Source organism: Labrys neptuniae, assembly GCF_040797145.1.
Classification (GTDB): Bacteria; Pseudomonadota; Alphaproteobacteria; order Rhizobiales; family Labraceae; genus Labrys; species Labrys neptuniae.
This window is the reverse complement of sequence record NZ_JBFNQD010000009.1, coordinates 84,814-102,112: the sequence shown is the minus strand read 5'-3', so window position 1 is coordinate 102,112 and position 17,299 is coordinate 84,814. Positions and strand designations below refer to the sequence as shown.

The 17,299-nt window shown below is 65.1% G+C and carries 14 protein-coding genes; 8 read left to right on the top strand and 6 right to left on the bottom strand.

The window, feature by feature from the left end:
* Positions 1-59 precede the first annotated feature (59 nt).
* Both ABXS05_RS23210 and ABXS05_RS23205 read right to left on the bottom strand, forming a co-directional pair.
* On the bottom strand, positions 60-2,591 hold the full coding sequence (locus ABXS05_RS23210) for a circularly permuted type 2 ATP-grasp protein (RefSeq protein ID WP_311943644.1): 2,532 nt from the start codon (positions 2,589-2,591) through the stop codon (positions 60-62).
* Positions 2,592-2,721: 130 nt separating this feature from the next.
* The gene (locus tag ABXS05_RS23205; RefSeq protein ID WP_367625536.1) at positions 2,722-6,081 is read right to left on the bottom strand and encodes a transglutaminase family protein; all 3,360 of its coding nucleotides are present in this window, start codon (positions 6,079-6,081) and stop codon (positions 2,722-2,724) included.
* A gap of 275 nt (positions 6,082-6,356) precedes the next feature.
* On the opposite strand from ABXS05_RS23205, the gene ABXS05_RS23200 reads away from it, so the two are divergent.
* The gene (locus tag ABXS05_RS23200; RefSeq protein WP_311943640.1) at positions 6,357-6,686 is read left to right on the top strand and encodes a hypothetical protein; all 330 of its coding nucleotides are present in this window, start codon (positions 6,357-6,359) and stop codon (positions 6,684-6,686) included.
* A gap of 209 nt (positions 6,687-6,895) precedes the next feature.
* Here the strand turns inward: ABXS05_RS23200 and ABXS05_RS23195 are convergent, their stop codons facing one another.
* Together ABXS05_RS23195 and ABXS05_RS23190 are read right to left on the bottom strand one after the other, a co-directional pair.
* Positions 6,896-7,534 (bottom strand): hypothetical protein, encoded by a 639-nt coding sequence (locus tag ABXS05_RS23195; RefSeq protein WP_367625535.1) that lies wholly within the window; start codon positions 7,532-7,534, stop codon positions 6,896-6,898.
* Between the two features lie 125 nt (positions 7,535-7,659).
* Positions 7,660-8,742 (bottom strand): cobalt-precorrin-5B (C(1))-methyltransferase, encoded by a 1,083-nt coding sequence (locus tag ABXS05_RS23190; RefSeq protein WP_367625534.1) that lies wholly within the window; start codon positions 8,740-8,742, stop codon positions 7,660-7,662.
* Between the two features lie 172 nt (positions 8,743-8,914).
* Between ABXS05_RS23190 and ABXS05_RS23185 the strand changes: the two genes are divergently transcribed.
* On the top strand, positions 8,915-9,535 hold the full coding sequence (locus ABXS05_RS23185) for a 2,3-bisphosphoglycerate-dependent phosphoglycerate mutase (RefSeq protein ID WP_311943636.1): 621 nt from the start codon (positions 8,915-8,917) through the stop codon (positions 9,533-9,535).
* 123 nt (positions 9,536-9,658) lie between these two features.
* Positions 9,659-10,789: an FMN-dependent L-lactate dehydrogenase LldD gene (lldD, locus tag ABXS05_RS23180; protein ID WP_311943633.1), complete on the top strand. Its 1,131-nt coding sequence runs from the start codon at positions 9,659-9,661 to the stop codon at positions 10,787-10,789.
* 112 nt (positions 10,790-10,901) lie between these two features.
* Here the strand turns inward: lldD and ABXS05_RS23175 are convergent, their stop codons facing one another.
* Both ABXS05_RS23175 and ABXS05_RS23170 read right to left on the bottom strand, forming a co-directional pair.
* Positions 10,902-11,804 (bottom strand): methylated-DNA--[protein]-cysteine S-methyltransferase, encoded by a 903-nt coding sequence (locus ABXS05_RS23175; RefSeq protein WP_367625533.1) that lies wholly within the window; start codon positions 11,802-11,804, stop codon positions 10,902-10,904.
* 82 nt (positions 11,805-11,886) lie between these two features.
* Positions 11,887-12,354: a DUF2244 domain-containing protein gene (locus ABXS05_RS23170; protein ID WP_311938610.1), complete on the bottom strand. Its 468-nt coding sequence runs from the start codon at positions 12,352-12,354 to the stop codon at positions 11,887-11,889.
* An 85-nt stretch (positions 12,355-12,439) separates the two neighbouring features.
* Between ABXS05_RS23170 and nth the strand changes: the two genes are divergently transcribed.
* The 5 genes from nth (at position 12,440) to truA (ending at position 17,097) form a co-directional block, all read left to right on the top strand.
* Positions 12,440-13,198, top strand: a complete 759-nt coding sequence (gene nth / locus ABXS05_RS23165; protein WP_437178695.1) for an endonuclease III — start codon at positions 12,440-12,442, stop codon at positions 13,196-13,198.
* A 222-nt stretch (positions 13,199-13,420) separates the two neighbouring features.
* On the top strand, positions 13,421-14,638 hold the full coding sequence (locus ABXS05_RS23160; protein WP_367625531.1) for an MFS transporter: 1,218 nt from the start codon (positions 13,421-13,423) through the stop codon (positions 14,636-14,638).
* 163 nt (positions 14,639-14,801) lie between these two features.
* A complete protein-coding gene (gene def, locus ABXS05_RS23155; protein ID WP_311938604.1) occupies positions 14,802-15,371 on the top strand; it encodes a peptide deformylase in 570 nt (189 codons plus the stop codon).
* Between the two features lie 4 nt (positions 15,372-15,375).
* Positions 15,376-16,302, top strand: a complete 927-nt coding sequence (gene fmt, locus ABXS05_RS23150; RefSeq protein WP_367625530.1) for a methionyl-tRNA formyltransferase — start codon at positions 15,376-15,378, stop codon at positions 16,300-16,302.
* Positions 16,303-16,353: 51 nt separating this feature from the next.
* Positions 16,354-17,097 (top strand): tRNA pseudouridine(38-40) synthase TruA, encoded by a 744-nt coding sequence (gene truA / locus ABXS05_RS23145; RefSeq protein WP_367625529.1) that lies wholly within the window; start codon positions 16,354-16,356, stop codon positions 17,095-17,097.
* Positions 17,098-17,299 lie beyond the last annotated feature (202 nt).

Sequence of the window (17,299 nt, the reverse complement as noted above, 5' to 3'; positions counted from 1 at the left end):
ACACCCGGCGTAGCGCCCTATCCGTTAGCCTTTTGTCCGGGGTGATGTTTGCCCTACCATCACCCCAGCCCCTCGGCGATCTCGGCCATGGCTTCGTCCTGGTTGAAATAGCGGGCCGACAACTCCGAGGACAAAGCGAGCAGCCGGTTTTCCAAACCAAGAATCAGGCGGTCGTCGACGTCGGCGGCCTGCGTCGTCTCGATCTCCGCCCGCATCAGCCGGATGGCGCGGGTGAGCGCGTCCACTTCGCCGTCCCTAGACGTACGAGGCAGGGCCGCAAGATGCTCGGCAGCGTGAATGATCTGATAGGCGACCGAGCGGGGATTGCCGTCGTCGAGCAGGACGAGATCGAGTACCGGCAGGCGCAGCGTTCCCATCAGATAGCGGGCCCGATAGGTGATGCGGCTGTCCGTCACGCGCAGCAGGGCGTCGAGCATGTCGGCGCTGGCGCTCTCGTCGGCCAGGCGGCGGGCAAGGCGGCAGGTCTGGATGGAGCGTTCGATATGATGCCCGATGCGCAGGAAACGCCAGCCCGAGAGCTGGTTCATGTTCTCATGGGCAAGGCCTGACAGCGCCGCCAGCGTGTGCAGATAGCGATCCGCCCTGTCGGCCGACGGCAGGTTGCGATCGCCAACCACCATGGCGCCGAGATCGGCGATGGCCTGTGTCGCATCACGCGACAGCCTTTCGCGAATGGCGGAAGCGGTGCGCGCCGCCGCGCCGATCAAAGCGGGCATGCCGCCATATTCCTCACCGTCGAGCACGTCGCGCAGGATGCCTTCGGCGATCGCAACCGGCTCGACCGGCGCCTTGGCGGCTCTGCGGGAGGCGGCAGGCTCCGCCTTCTCGCTCTTGGCAGCTCCCCAATTCTTGGCCGCTCCCCAGGCGACCAGCAGGTCGGTGAGGCGCTGCGTGGCGGCGACGACCTCCTCGTCGGCTTCCGCCGCGATCTCGCCCACGGCCCGCACGACGCGCAGGGTCGCCTCGGCGCGCTCGAGATAGCGCCCGAGCCAGAACAGATTGTCGGCCGCCCGGCTCGGCAGATGGCCGAGGCTGCGCTTGATTGCCACCTTGCCGGGCGCCGGCAACAGGCTGACATGATCGACAGGCCGTTCCGACGTCACCCAGGCATCGGCGGAACGCCCGCCAAACTGCATCGACAGGGCACGCGGGTCATTGCTGTCGCCGACACGGCAGAAGCCGCCGCGCATCACCTTCCAGCCCTCCGGCGTCGCGACGGCGTAGACCCGCAGCGTGAAGGGGTGCGGTTCCAGGCGCTTGCCGTTCCAGACCGGCATGGTCGAGAGCCTGACGACTTCCTGGGCCACCACCTCGAGGGGATGGGCCTTCACGACATCGCGCAGGCGTGCCTGGCCCTTTTTATCCAGGTCGGCCACGGCGCTCGCGCCGCCGCGCGTCAGGCCGGCGACCTCGCGCGTGAAAGCCGGCAGGACTGCCAACCGTTCGAAATCGCGCAGGACCTCCTCGCGTGCCCCGGCCTCGCCGCACCACCAGGTGGCGACATTCGGGAGGATGAGATCGCTGCCGGTGAGCCGGCGCGCCAGAGCCGGCATGAAAGCCAGCATGGCCGGCGCCTCGACCAGGCCGGCCCCCAGGCTGTTGGCCAGGGCAACCGAACCCTGCCGGACGGCCTGGACCAGGCCAGGCACGCCGAGCCGCGAACCGGCATTGAGTTCGAGCGGATCGGCAAAGTCGGCGTCGAGGCGCCGCACCAGGGCATCGATGCGTTTCAGTCCCTCGATGGTGCGGACATAGACCGTGCCGTCCTGCACGGTGAGATCGGCGCCCTCCACCAGCAGCAGACCGAGATAGCGGGCGAGATAGGCGTGTTCGAAATAGGTCTCGTTGGCGGGCCCCGGCGTCAGCAAGCCGATGCGCGATCCCTCCCGCCCGGCCTTGGCGGCGAGAGTGGAGCGCATGGCCTGGAAGAAGCCTGCCAGCCGCTCGACCTGCATGTCGCGGTAGAGAGCCGGCAATGCGGCCGAGATGGCGAGTCGGTTCTCCAGCGCGTACCCCATGCCGGAAGGAGCCTGGGCGCGGTCCTTGAGCACCCACCAGCGACCATCGGGTCCCCGCCCGAGATCGGCGGCATAGATGACCAAGTGCTCGCCGCCGAGCGGCGTGCTGCCGGCCACGGCGCGCTGGAAATCGGGATTGCCGGCGATCACCGCGGCCGGCAGCGCACCATCCCGCACCAGCGTGGCCGGCCCGTAGAGGTCCGACAGCACGGTTTCGAGCAGTTGTGCTCGCTGCGCGATACCCGCCTCGATGCCGCGCCATTCGGCATCGGGGATCACCAGCGGCACATGGGCGAGGGGCCAGGGCCGGTCGCGCCCGTCCGGCGTGTCGTAGACGCGGTAATAGACGCCGGAATTCTTGATCTGGCGATCGGCAACCGCAAAGCGCTGCGAGACGACGGCGGGCCGGTAGCGTGCCATTTCGTTGAGCACCGGCAGCCAGTGCGGACGCACCTCCCCCGCCGCGGTCATCAACTCGTCGGCAACACCGGGCAAGGGCCGATAGTCCGCGAGCAGGGAACGCAGACCGGGATTGCGGGACCGGGCGAGCATCAGGGCAGCCCAGCACAGTGAATGCGGCTCAGGAAGACCAGCCTGTCAGAACAAGATCCCTTCTCCCACAAGGGAAGAAGGGTGAATGCATCCAATCCGCCAAGAAAAACATCCGCTGTCTTTCTCCCCCTCATCGAACCGCCCTGCGCAGGTCGAGGGTGAAGGGAAACTCCCCATTGCTTTCCTCGGACGGAACCGCCGGCCAGCCCGGCGTGTGGCCGATGGGCTGGAAGCGGGCGAGGCGCCGGGCCTGTGCCTCATAGGCGTTGACCGGGAAGGTCTCGTAATTGCGCCCGCCCGGATGGGCGACATGATAGGTGCAGCCACCGAGCGAGCGGTTCGACCAGGTGTCGATGACATCGAAGGTCAACGGTGCATGCACCGGGATGGTCGGGTGCAGGCCGGAGGCAGGCTGCCAGGCCTTGAAGCGTACGCCGGCAACGGCCTCCCCGGCCCGGCCGGTGGCGTTCATCGGCAGGCGCCGGCCATTGCAGGCGATGACATGGCGGGCCGGATTGAAGCCCTCGACCTTGACCTGCAGCCGCTCGGTTGAACTATCCACGTATCGCACCGTTCCCCCGGCAAAGCCCTCCTCGCCCAGCACATGCCAAGGCTCGAGGGCCTGGCGCACTTCCAGGCTCACCCCTTCATAATCGACCTTGCCGTAGAACGGGAAGCGGAATTCGAGCTGAGCCTGGTACCACACCGGATCGAAGGCATAGCCGGCGCGGGCGAGATCGGCGAGCACGTCCTGGAAATCGGCCCAGACGAAATGGGGCAGCATGAAGCGGTCATGCAGCTGGCTGCCCCAGCGCACGAAGGAGCCCTCCTGCGGCTCGCGCCAGAACCAGGCGATCAGGGCCCGCAGCAGAAGCTGCTGGGCCAGCGACATGCGATAGTCCGGCGGCATCTCGAAGGAGCGGAACTCGATCAGGCCGAGACGGCCCGTGGCCGAATCCGGCGAATAGAGCTTGTCGATGCAGATCTCGGCACGATGGGTATTGCCGGAGACGTCGACCAGGAGGTTGCGGAAGAGGCGATCGACCAGCCAGGGCGGCGGGTTGTCGGCGGGCCTGCCGATATGCGGCCCCCTGATTCGCTCCATGGCGATCTCGAGTTCGTAGAGGCTGTCATGCCGGGCCTCGTCGATGCGCGGCGCCTGGCTGGTCGGCCCGATGAACAATCCCGAGAATAGATAGGACAGCGAAGGATGGCGCTGCCAGTAGAGCACGATGCTCTTGAGCAGGTCCGGCCGCCGGAGGAAGGGGCTGTCGGCGGGCGTAACGCCGCCGAGCACGACATGGTTGCCGCCGCCGGTGCCGACATGGCGACCGTCGATCATGAACTTGTCCGCGCCGAGCCGGCTGAGCCTGGCCTCCTCATAGATGGTGGAGGTGATCGCCACCGTCTCGGCCCAGGAGGCGCCAGGCTGGATATTGACCTCGATCACGCCGGGATCGGGCGTGACCTTGATCACCTGGATGCGTGGATCATAAGGCGGGGGGTAGCCTTCGATATGCACGGTCAGGCCGCTGGCCTCGGCCGTCTCCTCGACGGCGGCGAGCAATTCGAGATAATCCTGGACGCCGGCCACCGGCGGCATGAACACGCATAAAACGCCGTCGCGGATTTCGAAGGTCATCGCCGTGCGCACCACGCCGGTGCCGAACTCCTGGCCGACCTGCGTCTGCTGCTTGAGGCTGCCCTCCTTGTTGGCGTCGATGCGCCGGAACTGGCGCGACAGCTCCGATCGGTCCGGCAACTGGCCGCGCGGCACGATCGGATCGGCTGCATGCACATGCGGAAAGGCGGCGGGCGGGACGTGGGGCAGGCTCGACAGCGGCAGCCGGTAGCCGGCCGGCGAATCGCCAGGTACCAGGAACAGGTGCCCCCTGCGCATGCGCCAGAGTTCGCTGACCCAGCCATCGCGCCGCTCCGCGTTCCAGCGCTGCACGGGCAGGACATAGGCAGCCGGCTGGTCGAGCCCGCGATCGAAGACACGGGCGATGCGGGCGCGGTCCTCGGGATTGGCGAGCTTCGACTCCATCGGATCGACATTGTCGGGTAGCTGGCCCTCCTGCAGAATCCAGTGGGCAGCATCCTCATAGGCCGGCACGGCAAAGTCGGGCTCGATGCCCAGGCGCTCCGCCACGCCCCCGGCCAGGATGCGCATCGGCTCGGGATCGAAGACCTTGCGGATCGGATGCTTGCCGTTCGGCCCGCCCGCCGGCTTCGGTTCGCGGGCGATCAGCTCGGCGTTGCGCCAGATCGGCTGGCCGTCCTTGCGCCAGTAGAGCGCGAAGGCCCAGCGCGGCAGGGATTCGCCGGGATACCATTTGCCCTGGCCGTAATGCAGGAACCCGCCGGGCGCGAAGGCCGTGCGCAGGCGGCGGATCAAACTGTCGGCAAGGCCGCGCTTGGTCGGGCCGACCGCACCGGTGTTCCACTCCTCACCCTGATAGTCGTCGATGGAGACGAAAGTGGGCTCACCGCCCAGCGTCAGGCGCACGTCCTGGCCGACGAGATCGGCCTCGACCTCCTGGCCCAGCGCATCGAGCTCGCGCCAGCTCTCATCGGAGAAGGGGAAGGTCACGCGCGGGGATTCGGCGATGCGCCGCACTGGCATCTCGAAGGAGAATTCGGTCTTGACGGGCCCGGCCGCGCTCAGCGAGCCGCTGATCGGGGCCGCCGAGGCATAATGAGGCGTCGCCGCCAGCGGGATGTGACCTTCGCCGGTGAGCAGCCCGGAGGTGGCATCCATGCCGATCCAGCCCGCACCCGGCAGATAGACCTCGGCCCAGGCATGCAGGTCGGCGAAATCGGCATCGACGCCGCGCGGGCCGTCGAGCGCCTTGAGATCATGGGTGAGCTGGATCGAATAGCCGGAGACGAAACGCGCGGCGAGGCCGAGCCGGCGCAGGACCTGCACCAGCAGCCAGGCGCTGTCGCGGCAGGAGCCCGAGCGCAACGCCAGCGTCTCCTCCGGGCTTTGCACGCCCGGCTCCATACGGATCGTATAGGCGACTTCGCTCTGCAGGCGCTGGTTGAGCCCGACGAGGAAATCGACGACCTGCTGGCCACCCATGTCGATCGAGGCCATGAAGGCAGCGAGCCCCTCTCCTGCCGGCTCGATCTCCAGATAGGGCGCGAGCTCATGCGCCAGCTCGGCCGGATAGGCGAAGGGCAGATGGGTGGCGTAGTCCTCCACGAAGAAATCGAAGGGATTGATCACCGAAAAATCGGCAACGAGGTCGACCTCGATCTGGAAACGGGTCGCCGGTTCCGGAAACACGAAGCGGGCGAGCCAATTGCCGTGCGGATCCTGCTGCCAGTTGATGAAATGTTGAGCAGGCTCGACCTTCAGCGCATAGCTGACGATACGCGTTCGGGAATGAGGAGCGGGCCGGAGCCGGATGATCTGGGGAGACAGGATCACCGGACGGTCATAGTCATAGGTCGTGCGGTGATAGAGGGCGGCAACGATCGACAAGATGGGACCCCCGATCAAGAAACATGCACAGCGTACCGACATGCCTGCCGACTAGGCAAGCCTATTCAGAAGGCAGGCGCGGCCGGCGAATGCCCAATTCCCGACCTTGCCCAGCAAGCAGAATATTTGAAATCTTGTAGCGTCCTCTTGCTCGAGCCTGCGGCTTGATCAAGAGGACGCTACATGGCGCCCGGCGACGTTTTTTTAACACCGGCACGGTAAGCAGACCGAGCGATGCCCTTTTGGCAACGCCCTTTTGGTCGAGGAATACCATCATGAAGCGTCCGGCGTCCGGTTTCGCCGCTCTCTTGCTCTGCCTGTCCGCCTTCTGCGCGGGGGCCCAGCCCGCCCAGGCCACCACCTTGCCGGTCTACCAGTACAAGCTGTTCTGCCAGCAGCTCGGCAAGGGAAATGCCGTGATGGTCCAGAACTGCGAAACGCAGGAAATCATGTCCTACAACCAGTTGCGCCGAATCTGGCGCGCGCCGCCCGCCGCCGAGGTGCAGGACCGCTGCTTTGCCCGCAACCAGCCCGCTCCGCGCACCGGCCTGGGCTCCTATGTGAAGTTCCTCAACTGCATCATCACCAATACCGGCCACGGCTGAGGCCGGTATTTGGTCACGGGTCAATGTCCGCCACACGGAGTTCGTTATCGGATGCTGCGAAAATCCCTCGCAAAATGGGGCTTTTGCAACCGACTTTTGCAACAGGAATTGTACTGGGATTTCAAAGGGTGGGCCGTGCGTCGCAAAAATCGGGAATTGCGCGACAGGCCGAACCGCCTATGCGAGCCGCTCGATGAACCATGGCATCCTCACCCAAGGTCCGCAAAGCCAAAGCGTGAACATAAATCGTCGAGATCAGATTGGTGCAGGCAGCTCACGAACAAATGCTGGTCAGTATCGTCGCGTGCCGGGTCCAACCACCACAACATTGACGCATCCTTACCGTAGATCGTCAAACCATTGTGGCGAACGATTTCCGGCCAACCCAATTCAATCGCGATCTTCTGCCGCACAGCTGTAGCATCGGCCAATGGCAATACCATGTCTGCCGTGCAAGGCCATCCACCCTGCGCCAACTGGTAAGGCAAGACGACAGCAAGGAAGTCACCCAATGTCAGCTCTTCAGGATGTCGTTCTTCATTGACTACCATCCATACCCGACTGTCGGCATCTAGTATCCATTGACACACATCCTGATTTTCATCGAGAAACAGCAGGTGGCCATCGAGGACTTTCCATGCCGATGGCGCAACGAAGCGATTGAACCCGCGCATTAATGGCTTGCAAGCCCCTAAGCGCAAATGCAGCGCGCGTAATGCCGCAGGCACAGAAAAACCCTGTGCGGCGATCTTTTTGACGGCGGCGTCAATATCTTGAAGTGGCGCCCCGTCTTCGGGCTTCAGTTTGCGACCCAACCAGCCGGGAACCAAATCAAACCAATCTGACAATCAAGAATCCCTATCACAAATAGTAGTCGCGAAAATCCCGATTAAAACGACACTTCTGCAACTGAATTTTGCAATATCATGGCTAAAACAGCCCTTATATTCAACCTAGCTCACGCGTCGGAACTTCAATCCGCACGCGCCAACAGCCGGCCGTCACGATCGAAAATGGCGATGTCGAGGCTGATCTCCGCATCGCGCATCACCGCCTTCGCCGTCTTCAAGGCATACCGCGCCACCAGGGGCGGCAGATCGAGCCCCGCCTCCCCGGCGATCTCCAGAGCCTCGATCGCGGTATTGGCCTGCGAGACGCGATAGGTCGTCTCGCCGTCGCCGCCCAGTTCCTCCACCCGCTCCGCCAGCCAGCGCAGGTCCACCGGGCCGGCGCGCGAATGGAGATCCAGGAGGCCCTGGCCGAGCTTGGTGATCTTGGCAAAGCCGCCGGCCACGGTGACGCGCGGCACCGGATGCACCCTGAGATATTTCAGCATGCCGCCGACGAAATCCCCCATGTCGATCAGTGCGATCTCCGGAAGGCCATAGAGCCTGGCCACGGCCTCTTCCGAAGCGGCACCGGTAGCGCCAGCGACATGATCAAGCCCGGCCCCGCGTGCCACGTCGATGCCGCGATGGATCGAATGGATCCAGGCCGAGCAGGAGAAGGGCACGACGATGCCAGTCGTGCCCAGCACGGAGAGGCCGCCGACGATGCCGAGCCGGCCGTTCAGGGTCTTGCGCGCGATCGCCTCGCCATCGGCGATGGCGACGGTGACCTCGACGTCCCCGGCAACGCCATGCGCGGCCGCGACCTCGGCGATGGCGGCGGCGATCATGCCCCTTGGCCCCGGATTGATGGCCGGCTCACCCACCGGCAAGGGCAGGCCCGGCCGCGTGACGGTGCCCACGCCCTCTCCCGCCCGGAAGGTAACCCCGGTACCCGGTTCGCCAGGGCGCACCGTCGAGGAGACCAGGGCACCGTGGGTGACGTCGGGATCATCGCCCGCATCCTTGACGATGGTGGCGCAGGCATAGCCCTCGCCCCTTTCGTGCCGCGCCAGGGCGAAGGCCGGCTGCTCGCCACGCGGCAAGGTGATGACGACCGGATCGGGAAACTCCCCGCCGAGCAGCGCCGCAAAGGCAGCCTTGGCAGCCGCGGCGGCACAGGCGCCGGTAGTCCAGCCATAGCGAAGAGGAGAGGTTTGATCACGCACGAGGAGAACCGGACAACATCGTCGATGGGACTGCCGCCTGAAACACGGTCCGACGAGAAAGCAGCGGCGGCGACATCGACCGTTTTGCCAGTCATCGGCGCATTCGGCCAGTGCAATTAATTGCAATCCCGGTTATGTCAGCCCTATTGCGACCTGAAACGGGACCCCTTTGATGACCGCCACTCTCGTGCTCTGCCGCCACGGCCAAAGCGACTGGAACCTTAAGAACCTGTTCACGGGCTGGCGCGATCCCGGCCTGACGGAGAAGGGCGTGGCCGAAGCGCATGAGGCGGGGCGTCGCCTCAAGGCGCTCGGGCTCAAGGCCGACATCGCCTTCACCTCCGTGCTGTCGCGCGCCCAGCATACCACCAAGATCATTCTCGGCGAACTCGGCCAGGAAGACCTCGAGACCATCCGCGACCAGGCCCTCAACGAGCGCGACTATGGCGATCTCTCCGGCCTCAACAAGGACGAGGCGCGGGTGAAGTTCGGCGAGGAACAGGTGCATATCTGGCGCCGCTCCTACGATGTGCCGCCGCCCGGCGGCGAGAGTCTGAAGGATACGGCCGCGCGCGTGCTGCCCTATTACATCTACCGTATCCAACCCCAGGTGATGGCCGGCAAGACCGTGCTGGTCGGCGCCCATGGCAATTCGCTGCGCGCCTTGATCATGGCGCTCGAAGGCCTGACGGGCGAGGAGATCGTCAAGCGCGAGCTCGATACCGGCGTGCCGATCGTCTACCGCCTGAATCCGGATACCACCATCGCCAGCAAGCAGGAACTGAAGGGCTGAGGTTCCAGCAAGCAAGCGCGCTCCGGCGCACTTGTCTTACAAAATGAAGGGGAAGGCATAGCCATCCCCTCCAATAATGCTTAAACGGAGAGAAACGATCTCCTTACGGCTTCCTGCGTTCCCATGATCATTGCCTCCCCCTCCGACTATCGCGCCGCCGCCATGCGCAAGCTGCCGCGCTTCATGTTCGACTATGTCGATGGCGGCGCCTATGCCGAGCACACGCTGCGGGCCAATGTCAGCGATCTCGAAGGGATCAGCCTCAGGCAGCGCATTCTCAAGAATGTCGACAAGCTGAGCCTGGAGACCGAGATCTTCGGGCGCAAATTCGCCATGCCGGTGATCCTCGCCCCCGTCGGCATCACCGGCATGCTGGCCCGCCGCGGCGAGGTGCAGGTAGCCAAGGCCGCGGCTGCCAAAGGCATCGCTATGACGCTCTCCACCGTCTCGATCTGCCCGATCGAGGAGGTGGTGCCGGCCAGCCCCGCCCCGATCTGGTTCCAGCTCTACGTGCTGCGCGACCGCGGCTTCATGAAGAACGCCCTGGAGCGCGCCCAGGCCGCCGGCATCACCACGCTGGTCTTCACCGTCGACATGCCCACCCCGGGCGCCCGCTATCGCGATCCGCATTCGGGCATGTCGGGCCCGTTCGGCCCGCAGCGCCGCATCCTGCAGTCGATGTTCAAGCCGCAATGGGCCCTCGATGTCGGGCTGATGGGCAAGCCGCACGACCTCGGCAATGTCTCGCGCTATCTCGGCAAGCCCACAGGCCTGGCCGACTATATCGGCTGGCTCGCCAAGAATTTCGATCCCTCGATCTGTTGGTCGGATCTCGAATGGATCCGCGAATTCTGGAAGGGACCGATGATCATCAAGGGCATTCTCGACCCCGAGGATGCGCGTGATGCCGTCGCCTTCGGCGCCGACGGCATCGTGGTCTCCAACCATGGCGGACGCCAGCTCGACGGCGTGCTCTCCAGCGCGAGGGCCTTGCCGGCGATCGCCGACGCCGTCGGCGACAAGCTGACCGTGCTCGCCGATTCCGGCGTGCGCTCCGGCCTCGACGTGGTGCGCATGCTGGCCCTGGGGGCCAAGGGCGTCATGCTCGGCCGTGCCTTCGCCTATGCTCTGGCGAGCGCCGGCCAGGCCGGCGTCGAGAACCTGCTCGACATCATCGCCAAGGAGATGCGGGTGGCGATGACGCTGACCGGCGTGGAGCGCATCGACCAGATCGGCCGTAGCAGCCTGGCGTAGGCCTTGGAGCGCGGACATCCTGTCCGCTCTTGGAACCGCAACGTTTCCGGAAAGGAAGAGCGGACATCGCGACATGTCTTCAAGTCGCTGAGATGTCCGCGCTCTCCTTATCTTACGCCGTCCCGCTGCGCACCCGTCCGCCTTCCCAGCCCAGCATGGCCTGCTTGCGGGTGAGGCCCCAGTGATAGCCGGTCAATTCGCCGGAACAGCCGATGACACGGTGGCAGGGCACCACGAAGGACAGCGGATTCCTGCCCACCGCGGCCCCCACGGCGCGCGAGGCCTTGGGATTGCCGATATGGCTGGCGATATTGCCATAGGTGGTGGCCCGCCCCATCGGGATCTTCAGCAAGGTGCGCCAGACGCGGACTTCGAAATCGGTGCCGATCATCACCACGTTGAGCGGCCTGTCGGCCTGCCACCGGCTCGGATCGAAGATGCGGCCGGCATAGGGGGCCGTCACCATCGAATCCTCGCGCAGCTCCGCATTGGGCCAGCGCTTGCGCATGTCGGCCAATGCAACGGCCTCCTCGCCCGGATCGGCGAAGGCGACTCCGGCCAGGCCCAGCGGTGCCACCATCACCAGCGCCGTGCCGAAGGGCGAGGGATGGAAGCCATATGAAATGGTGAGGCCCGCCCCGCCCGTCTTGAACGAGCCTGGCGTCATCGCCTCATGGGTCACGAACAGATCGTGCAAGCGCGCCGGACCCGACAGGCCGAGCTCGTAGGTGGCATCCAGGATCGAGGCGGAATCGCGCAGGAGGTCGCGGGCCCGGTCGAGCGTCACCGCCGCCAGGAAATCCTTGGGCGTGATGCCGGCCCAGCGCCGGAAGAGATGGTGGAAATGCGAGACCGACAGGCCGACATGGCCGGCAATGTCCTCGAGCGAAGGCTGGTGCTGCGCCTTCCTGGTGATATAGGCGACCGCCTTGCGGATGCGATCATAGTCCTCGGGGGAATTGGCGAGCGGCGAAGCGAGCGGCACCTCGGCAAAATCAGGCAGGGTTATCGACATCGGATGTCTCCAGGCATCATCACTTGTGCCCTGGATAGACCTGCTTCACCGGGCTTCCCACCCGAAAGCTACGACAAGGCCGTCAGACACGCCGCGCCTTGTTGAGAGCCCGGGTAAAGGCGTCGGCAAATTCGCCCTTCTCGGAGGCCCCCAGGAAACGGGCGATTTCAACCTCGCGGCCGCGCTGGACCAGGGCCAGGCGCATCACGCCGAACTCCTCATGCTCGTCGCGCTGCAGCCGCACCCAGCGCGGGTTGAAGACCCATTCCCGGCGCTGCCCCTTGGGATCGATGCGCGAGAACAAGAGCCTGATGGGCGTAAGCAACACATGTTCGCGCAGCCTCGCCCCGCGATAATTGAGCTTGAACATCACATAGAGCAGGCCGACATCGAGCCCGAAGAAGCCGACCACGGGCCAAGCCCCCATCATGTAGAAAGGGATGGAAAGCAGCGTCGAGGCACAGCCGACCACGACGAGGAGGTTGCGAAAGCCCCGCGGCCCGAGCGAGCGATGGGGATAGAGCACGGCATCGAAGACCGGCTCCTCCAAGACCGCTTCTTGGACCGCTTCTTGGACCGCTTCTTGAGGCGTTTTCGGGTTGGCGCTTTGCATGGCCGCCCACTATAAGCCTTTCATGCCCCGCCGCCAGACTCAAAAGCCCGCCCTGTCCGTTGCCTCCCCTGCGACAAAATCGGCAGGCCGGACCAAGGCGAAGGCCAACGCAGCCGCGGCCTCGGCCGGCACCCAGCGCGCCGCCCTGCCGCAGGCTGAAATCACCGAGATCTTCCGCCGGTTTTCGCAAGCCCTGCCCGAACCCAAGGGTGAACTCGACTACGTCAATGCCTATACCTTGCTGGTGGCGGTGGTGCTCTCGGCCCAGGCCACCGATGTCGGCGTCAACAAGGCGACCAAGGCGCTGTTCGCCATCGCCGACACGCCGGCCAAGATGATCGATCTCGGCGAGGAAGCGCTGATCGGTCACATCAAGACCATCGGCCTGTTCCGCACCAAGGCCAAGAACGTCATCGCCCTTTCGCGGCTGCTGGTGGAAGACCATGGCGGGGAGGTACCGCGCTCGCGCGAGATCCTCGAAACGCTGCCGGGCGTCGGCCGCAAGACCGCCAATGTCGTGCTCAACATCGCCTTCGGCCTGCCGACCATCGCCGTGGACACCCATCTCTTCCGGGTCGCCAACCGCACCGGCCTCGCGCCCGGCAAGACGCCGCTGGCAGTGGAACTGGGGCTGGAGAAAGTGGTGCCGGCGACCTATGCCCGTCACGCCCATCACTGGCTCATCCTGCATGGGCGCTATGTCTGCAAGGCGATCAAGCCTGCCTGTCCCACCTGCCTGATCCGTGACATCTGCCTGTTCGAGGACAAGACGACGGCGTGATCGTCGAGCGTTTCAACTTCGACGGCGGGCATGCCCAACCAAATACACGCATCAGTTGAATCAGCATATTTTTGTGGCGCTTCGACGATTTCAGGACTTCTATGGCCGGCAGGGGGCTTCCTTGGCGACGTTCATTGCGTCGATCCAAGCAAAAGCGGCTGCAGGAATGGAAATGACTGTCCCTTCCCTGTGGCCGGCCGATGGCCATAAGGGAGAAATCGCTTGCCCCTCAGTTCACAACAGAAGAAGACCGTCCTCGCCTCCTTTCTCGGCTGGACACTCGACGCCTTCGACTTCTTCCTCCTGACCTTCCTGCTCACGGATATCGCGGCCGAATTCCAGGTCGGCGTTCCCGCCGTTTCCGAAGCCTTGTTCTTCACTCTGGCGACCCGCTTCATCGGTGCCTTCATCTTCGGCAGGCTGGCCGACCGCTTCGGGCGCAAGCCGATCCTGATGCTCAACATCGTCAGCTATTCGGTGATCGGCGCCCTGGCCGCCTTCTCGCCCAATCTCATGGTATTCCTGATCCTGCGCGCCATCTTCGGCATCGCCATGGGCGGCGAATGGGGCCTTGGCAGCTCGCTTGCGATGGAATCGATCCCGCCATCGGCCCGCGGCCTGGTGTCGGGCCTGCTCCAGGCAGGCTATCCGGCCGGCTATCTGCTGGCGGCCATCGTCTATGGATTGATCTATGGCCAGACCATCGGCGGCCATGTCGTCGGCTGGCGCACCATGTTCCTGCTCAGCGTCCTGCCCGCCCTGATCGTGCTCTTCATCCGGTCGCATGTGCCGGAATCGCCGGCTTTCACCGAGGCGCGGGACCAGGCGAAGCCTAGTCTCGGCGAAACCCTGCAGCGCCATTGGGGCATCGCCCTCTATGCCGTGGTGCTGATGATGTTCTTCAATTTCTTCAGCCACGGCACGCAGGATCTCTATCCGACCTTCCTGAAGAAACAGCACGGCTTCGATGCCCACACGGTGAGCTGGATCACCATCGTCGCCAATCTCGGTGCGATCGCCGGTGGCCTGCTCTTCGGGTCCCTGTCCGAGCGGATCGGACGCGTCAACGCCATCACCATCGCCTGCCTGATCGCCCTGCCCACCCTGCCGCTATGGGCCTACAGCACGACGCCCACGATGCTCGCCATCGGCGCCTTCATCATGCAGATCTCGGTGCAAGGCGCCTGGGGCGTCATTCCAGTGCACCTCAACGAACTTTCCCCGGGCTCCGTGCGGGCGACGCTGCCCGGCTTCATCTATCAGGCCGGCAATCTCGCTGCGTCCTATGGCGGCCCCTACCAGGCCGGCATAGCCGAGGCGCCCGGCAGCAGCTATGGCTATGCGCTGGCCCTCTTTGCTGGCGTCGTCGCCATCTGCATCATCGTCGTCATCCGTTTCAGCCCGGAACGGCGCGGACAGGTGATGACCGTGCTCGAATAGGGCGTTTCGTACCGTTTCTCCTGGGACCGCCGGCATCCTGCCGGCTTCTTCCTCTCCTGCAAGCGCGGTGGTTCCAAAGGCCGGCAGGATGCCGGCGGTCCCAGGAGCGTCTCCAACCCGCTTTCGCATTGACGCCTCGCGCGCGGCATCCTATCTGCCTGACATGGCCATCAAACCGATCATCATCCTGCCCGACTCCAAGCTCCGCCTCGTCTCCGCGCCGATCGAGCGCGTCGATGCGGAGCTGCTCCAGCTCGCCGACGACATGCTGGAAACCATGTATGACGCGCCCGGCATCGGCCTGGCGGCGATCCAGATCGCCGTGCCGCGCCGCCTTGTCGTCATCGACCTCGCCAAGGAAGACGAGCCGCCGGAGCCGCATGTCTTCATCAATCCGGAGATCGTGTGGTCGTCGGACGAGCGCAGCGTCTATGAGGAGGGGTGCCTCTCCATCCCCGACTACTATGCCGATGTCGAGCGGCCGGCCACGGTGCGCGTCGCCTATATCGACCGCGAGGGCAAGCAGGCCGAGCTCGAAGCCGATGGATTGATGGCGACCTGCCTGCAGCACGAGATCGACCACCTCAACGGCGAATTGTTCATCGACCACATCTCCAAGCTCAAGCGCGACATGGTGATCCGCAAGTTCACCAAGGCGGTCAAGACCGGTGAACTGCCGCAGTTCAAGCGCGAGAAACGCGAGCGCGAAGCTCCGCGCCCGGCGGAAGGCTGAGGCGTTGCGCGTCGTTTTCATGGGCACACCGGAGTTCGCTCGCCCGGTGCTGGCCGAGATCCTCAACCAGGGTCATGAGGTCGTTGCCGTCTACACGAGGCCGCCGGCGCCGGCCGGCCGCGGTATGGCTCTGGCGCCTTCACCGGTGCACAAACTGGCCGAAGGCTTCGGCATACCCGTGTTCACGCCCAAGAGCTTCCGCGACGAGGAAACCATCGCCACCTTCGCCGGCCTCGGCGCCGATGTCGCCGTGGTGGTCGCCTATGGCCTGATCCTGCCCAAGGCGGCCCTGGAGGCCCCGGCGGAAGGCTGCCTCAATCTGCATGCCTCACTGCTGCCGCGCTGGCGCGGCGCCGCCCCGATCCAGCGCGCCATCATGGCCGGCGACACCAAGACCGGCGTGATGGTGATGCGCATGGAGGAAGGCCTCGATACCGGCCCGGTCGCGCTGGCCGACAGCATCGAAATCGAGCCGGACATGACGGCCGGCGAGCTGCATGACCGCCTTTCCCTCCTCGGCGCCGACCTGATGGCCCGGGCGCTCGGCGCCCTTTCGCGCGGCACACTCACCTTCACGGCCCAGAGCGAAGAGGGCGTGACCTACGCCCGCAAGATCGACAAGGCAGAGGCCCGTATCGACTGGTCGCGCCCGGCCCAGGAAATCCATAACCACATTTGTGGTCTATCTCCCTTCCCGGGTGCCTGGTTCGAAGCCGATTGGGGCCAAGGCCCGCAGCGGGTGAAGGTGTTGCACGCACAGCTTGCCGATGGCTATGGCGTCGCAGGCACGTTGCTCGACGACGAATTGACGGTCGCCTGCGGCAGTGGCGCCATCCGCCTCGTCCAGGTCCAGCGCGCCGGCAAGACTCCGATGGGTGCCGCCGAATTCCTCAAGGGCGCGCCGCTGGTGCAGGGCACGCGGCTTGCGTGACTCCCGCGCCCTGATGGCGTAGAGGCCTGACTTCAGCAACGAAGTACCCGAATGCCGCGTTACAAGCTCCTGATCGAATATGACGGCACGCCCTATGTCGGCTGGCAGGCGCAGGCCAATGGTCGGTCTGCGCAGCAGGCGATCGAGGAGGCGATCCTCGCCTTCACCGGCCAGACCCTGCGCATCCAGGGTGCCGGCCGTACCGACGCCGGCGTGCATGCCACGGGGCAGGTCGCCTCGGTGATGCTGGCCAAGGACTGGACCACCGACAGGGTACGCGACGCGCTCAACGCTCACCTGACCCTGCAGGACGACTATGTCACCGTCCTCGGCGTCGAGAAGATGCCCGACAGTTTCGACGCGCGCTTCTCCGCCAGGGGCCGGCGCTATCTCTATCGGCTGATCGACCGCCGCCCGCCCTTGGCGCTGGAGCGCCATCGCGCCTGGCACATCCGCAAGTCCCTGGACGCCGAAGCCATGCATCATGCGGCGCAGGGTCTCATCGGCCACCACGACTTCACCACTTTCCGCTCGGCCGATTGCCAGGCCCAGAGCCCGATGAAGACGCTCGACCGCCTCGACGTGATGCGCGTGGGCGACGAGATCCATGTCATCGCCACGGCCCGCTCCTTCCTGCACAACCAGGTCCGCTCCATGGTGGGATCGCTGCGCCGGGTCGGCTCCGGCGACTGGAGCAAGGCGGATCTGGTCGATGTGCTGGAAGCCCGCGACCGCACCCGCTGCGCCGCGCTGGCGCCGCCGCACGGGCTCTACCTCACCGGCGTCGACTATTGATCTGCCTGCGCGGCAGCGGCGGGCCTGATCCAGAATCGGATCCGATGTTGTAGGAAACGGGCGCCCTCTTTCCGGCACCATGCTCCAGAGCAACGCGCGTTCATGACTGAACGCTTGCTGCTCCAACTCTTCGGTTCGACGCGTCTTTGCGATTCGAGGTGACTCCGTCAAATCGCGAAACGCCATAGCTGCGAGGCCATCC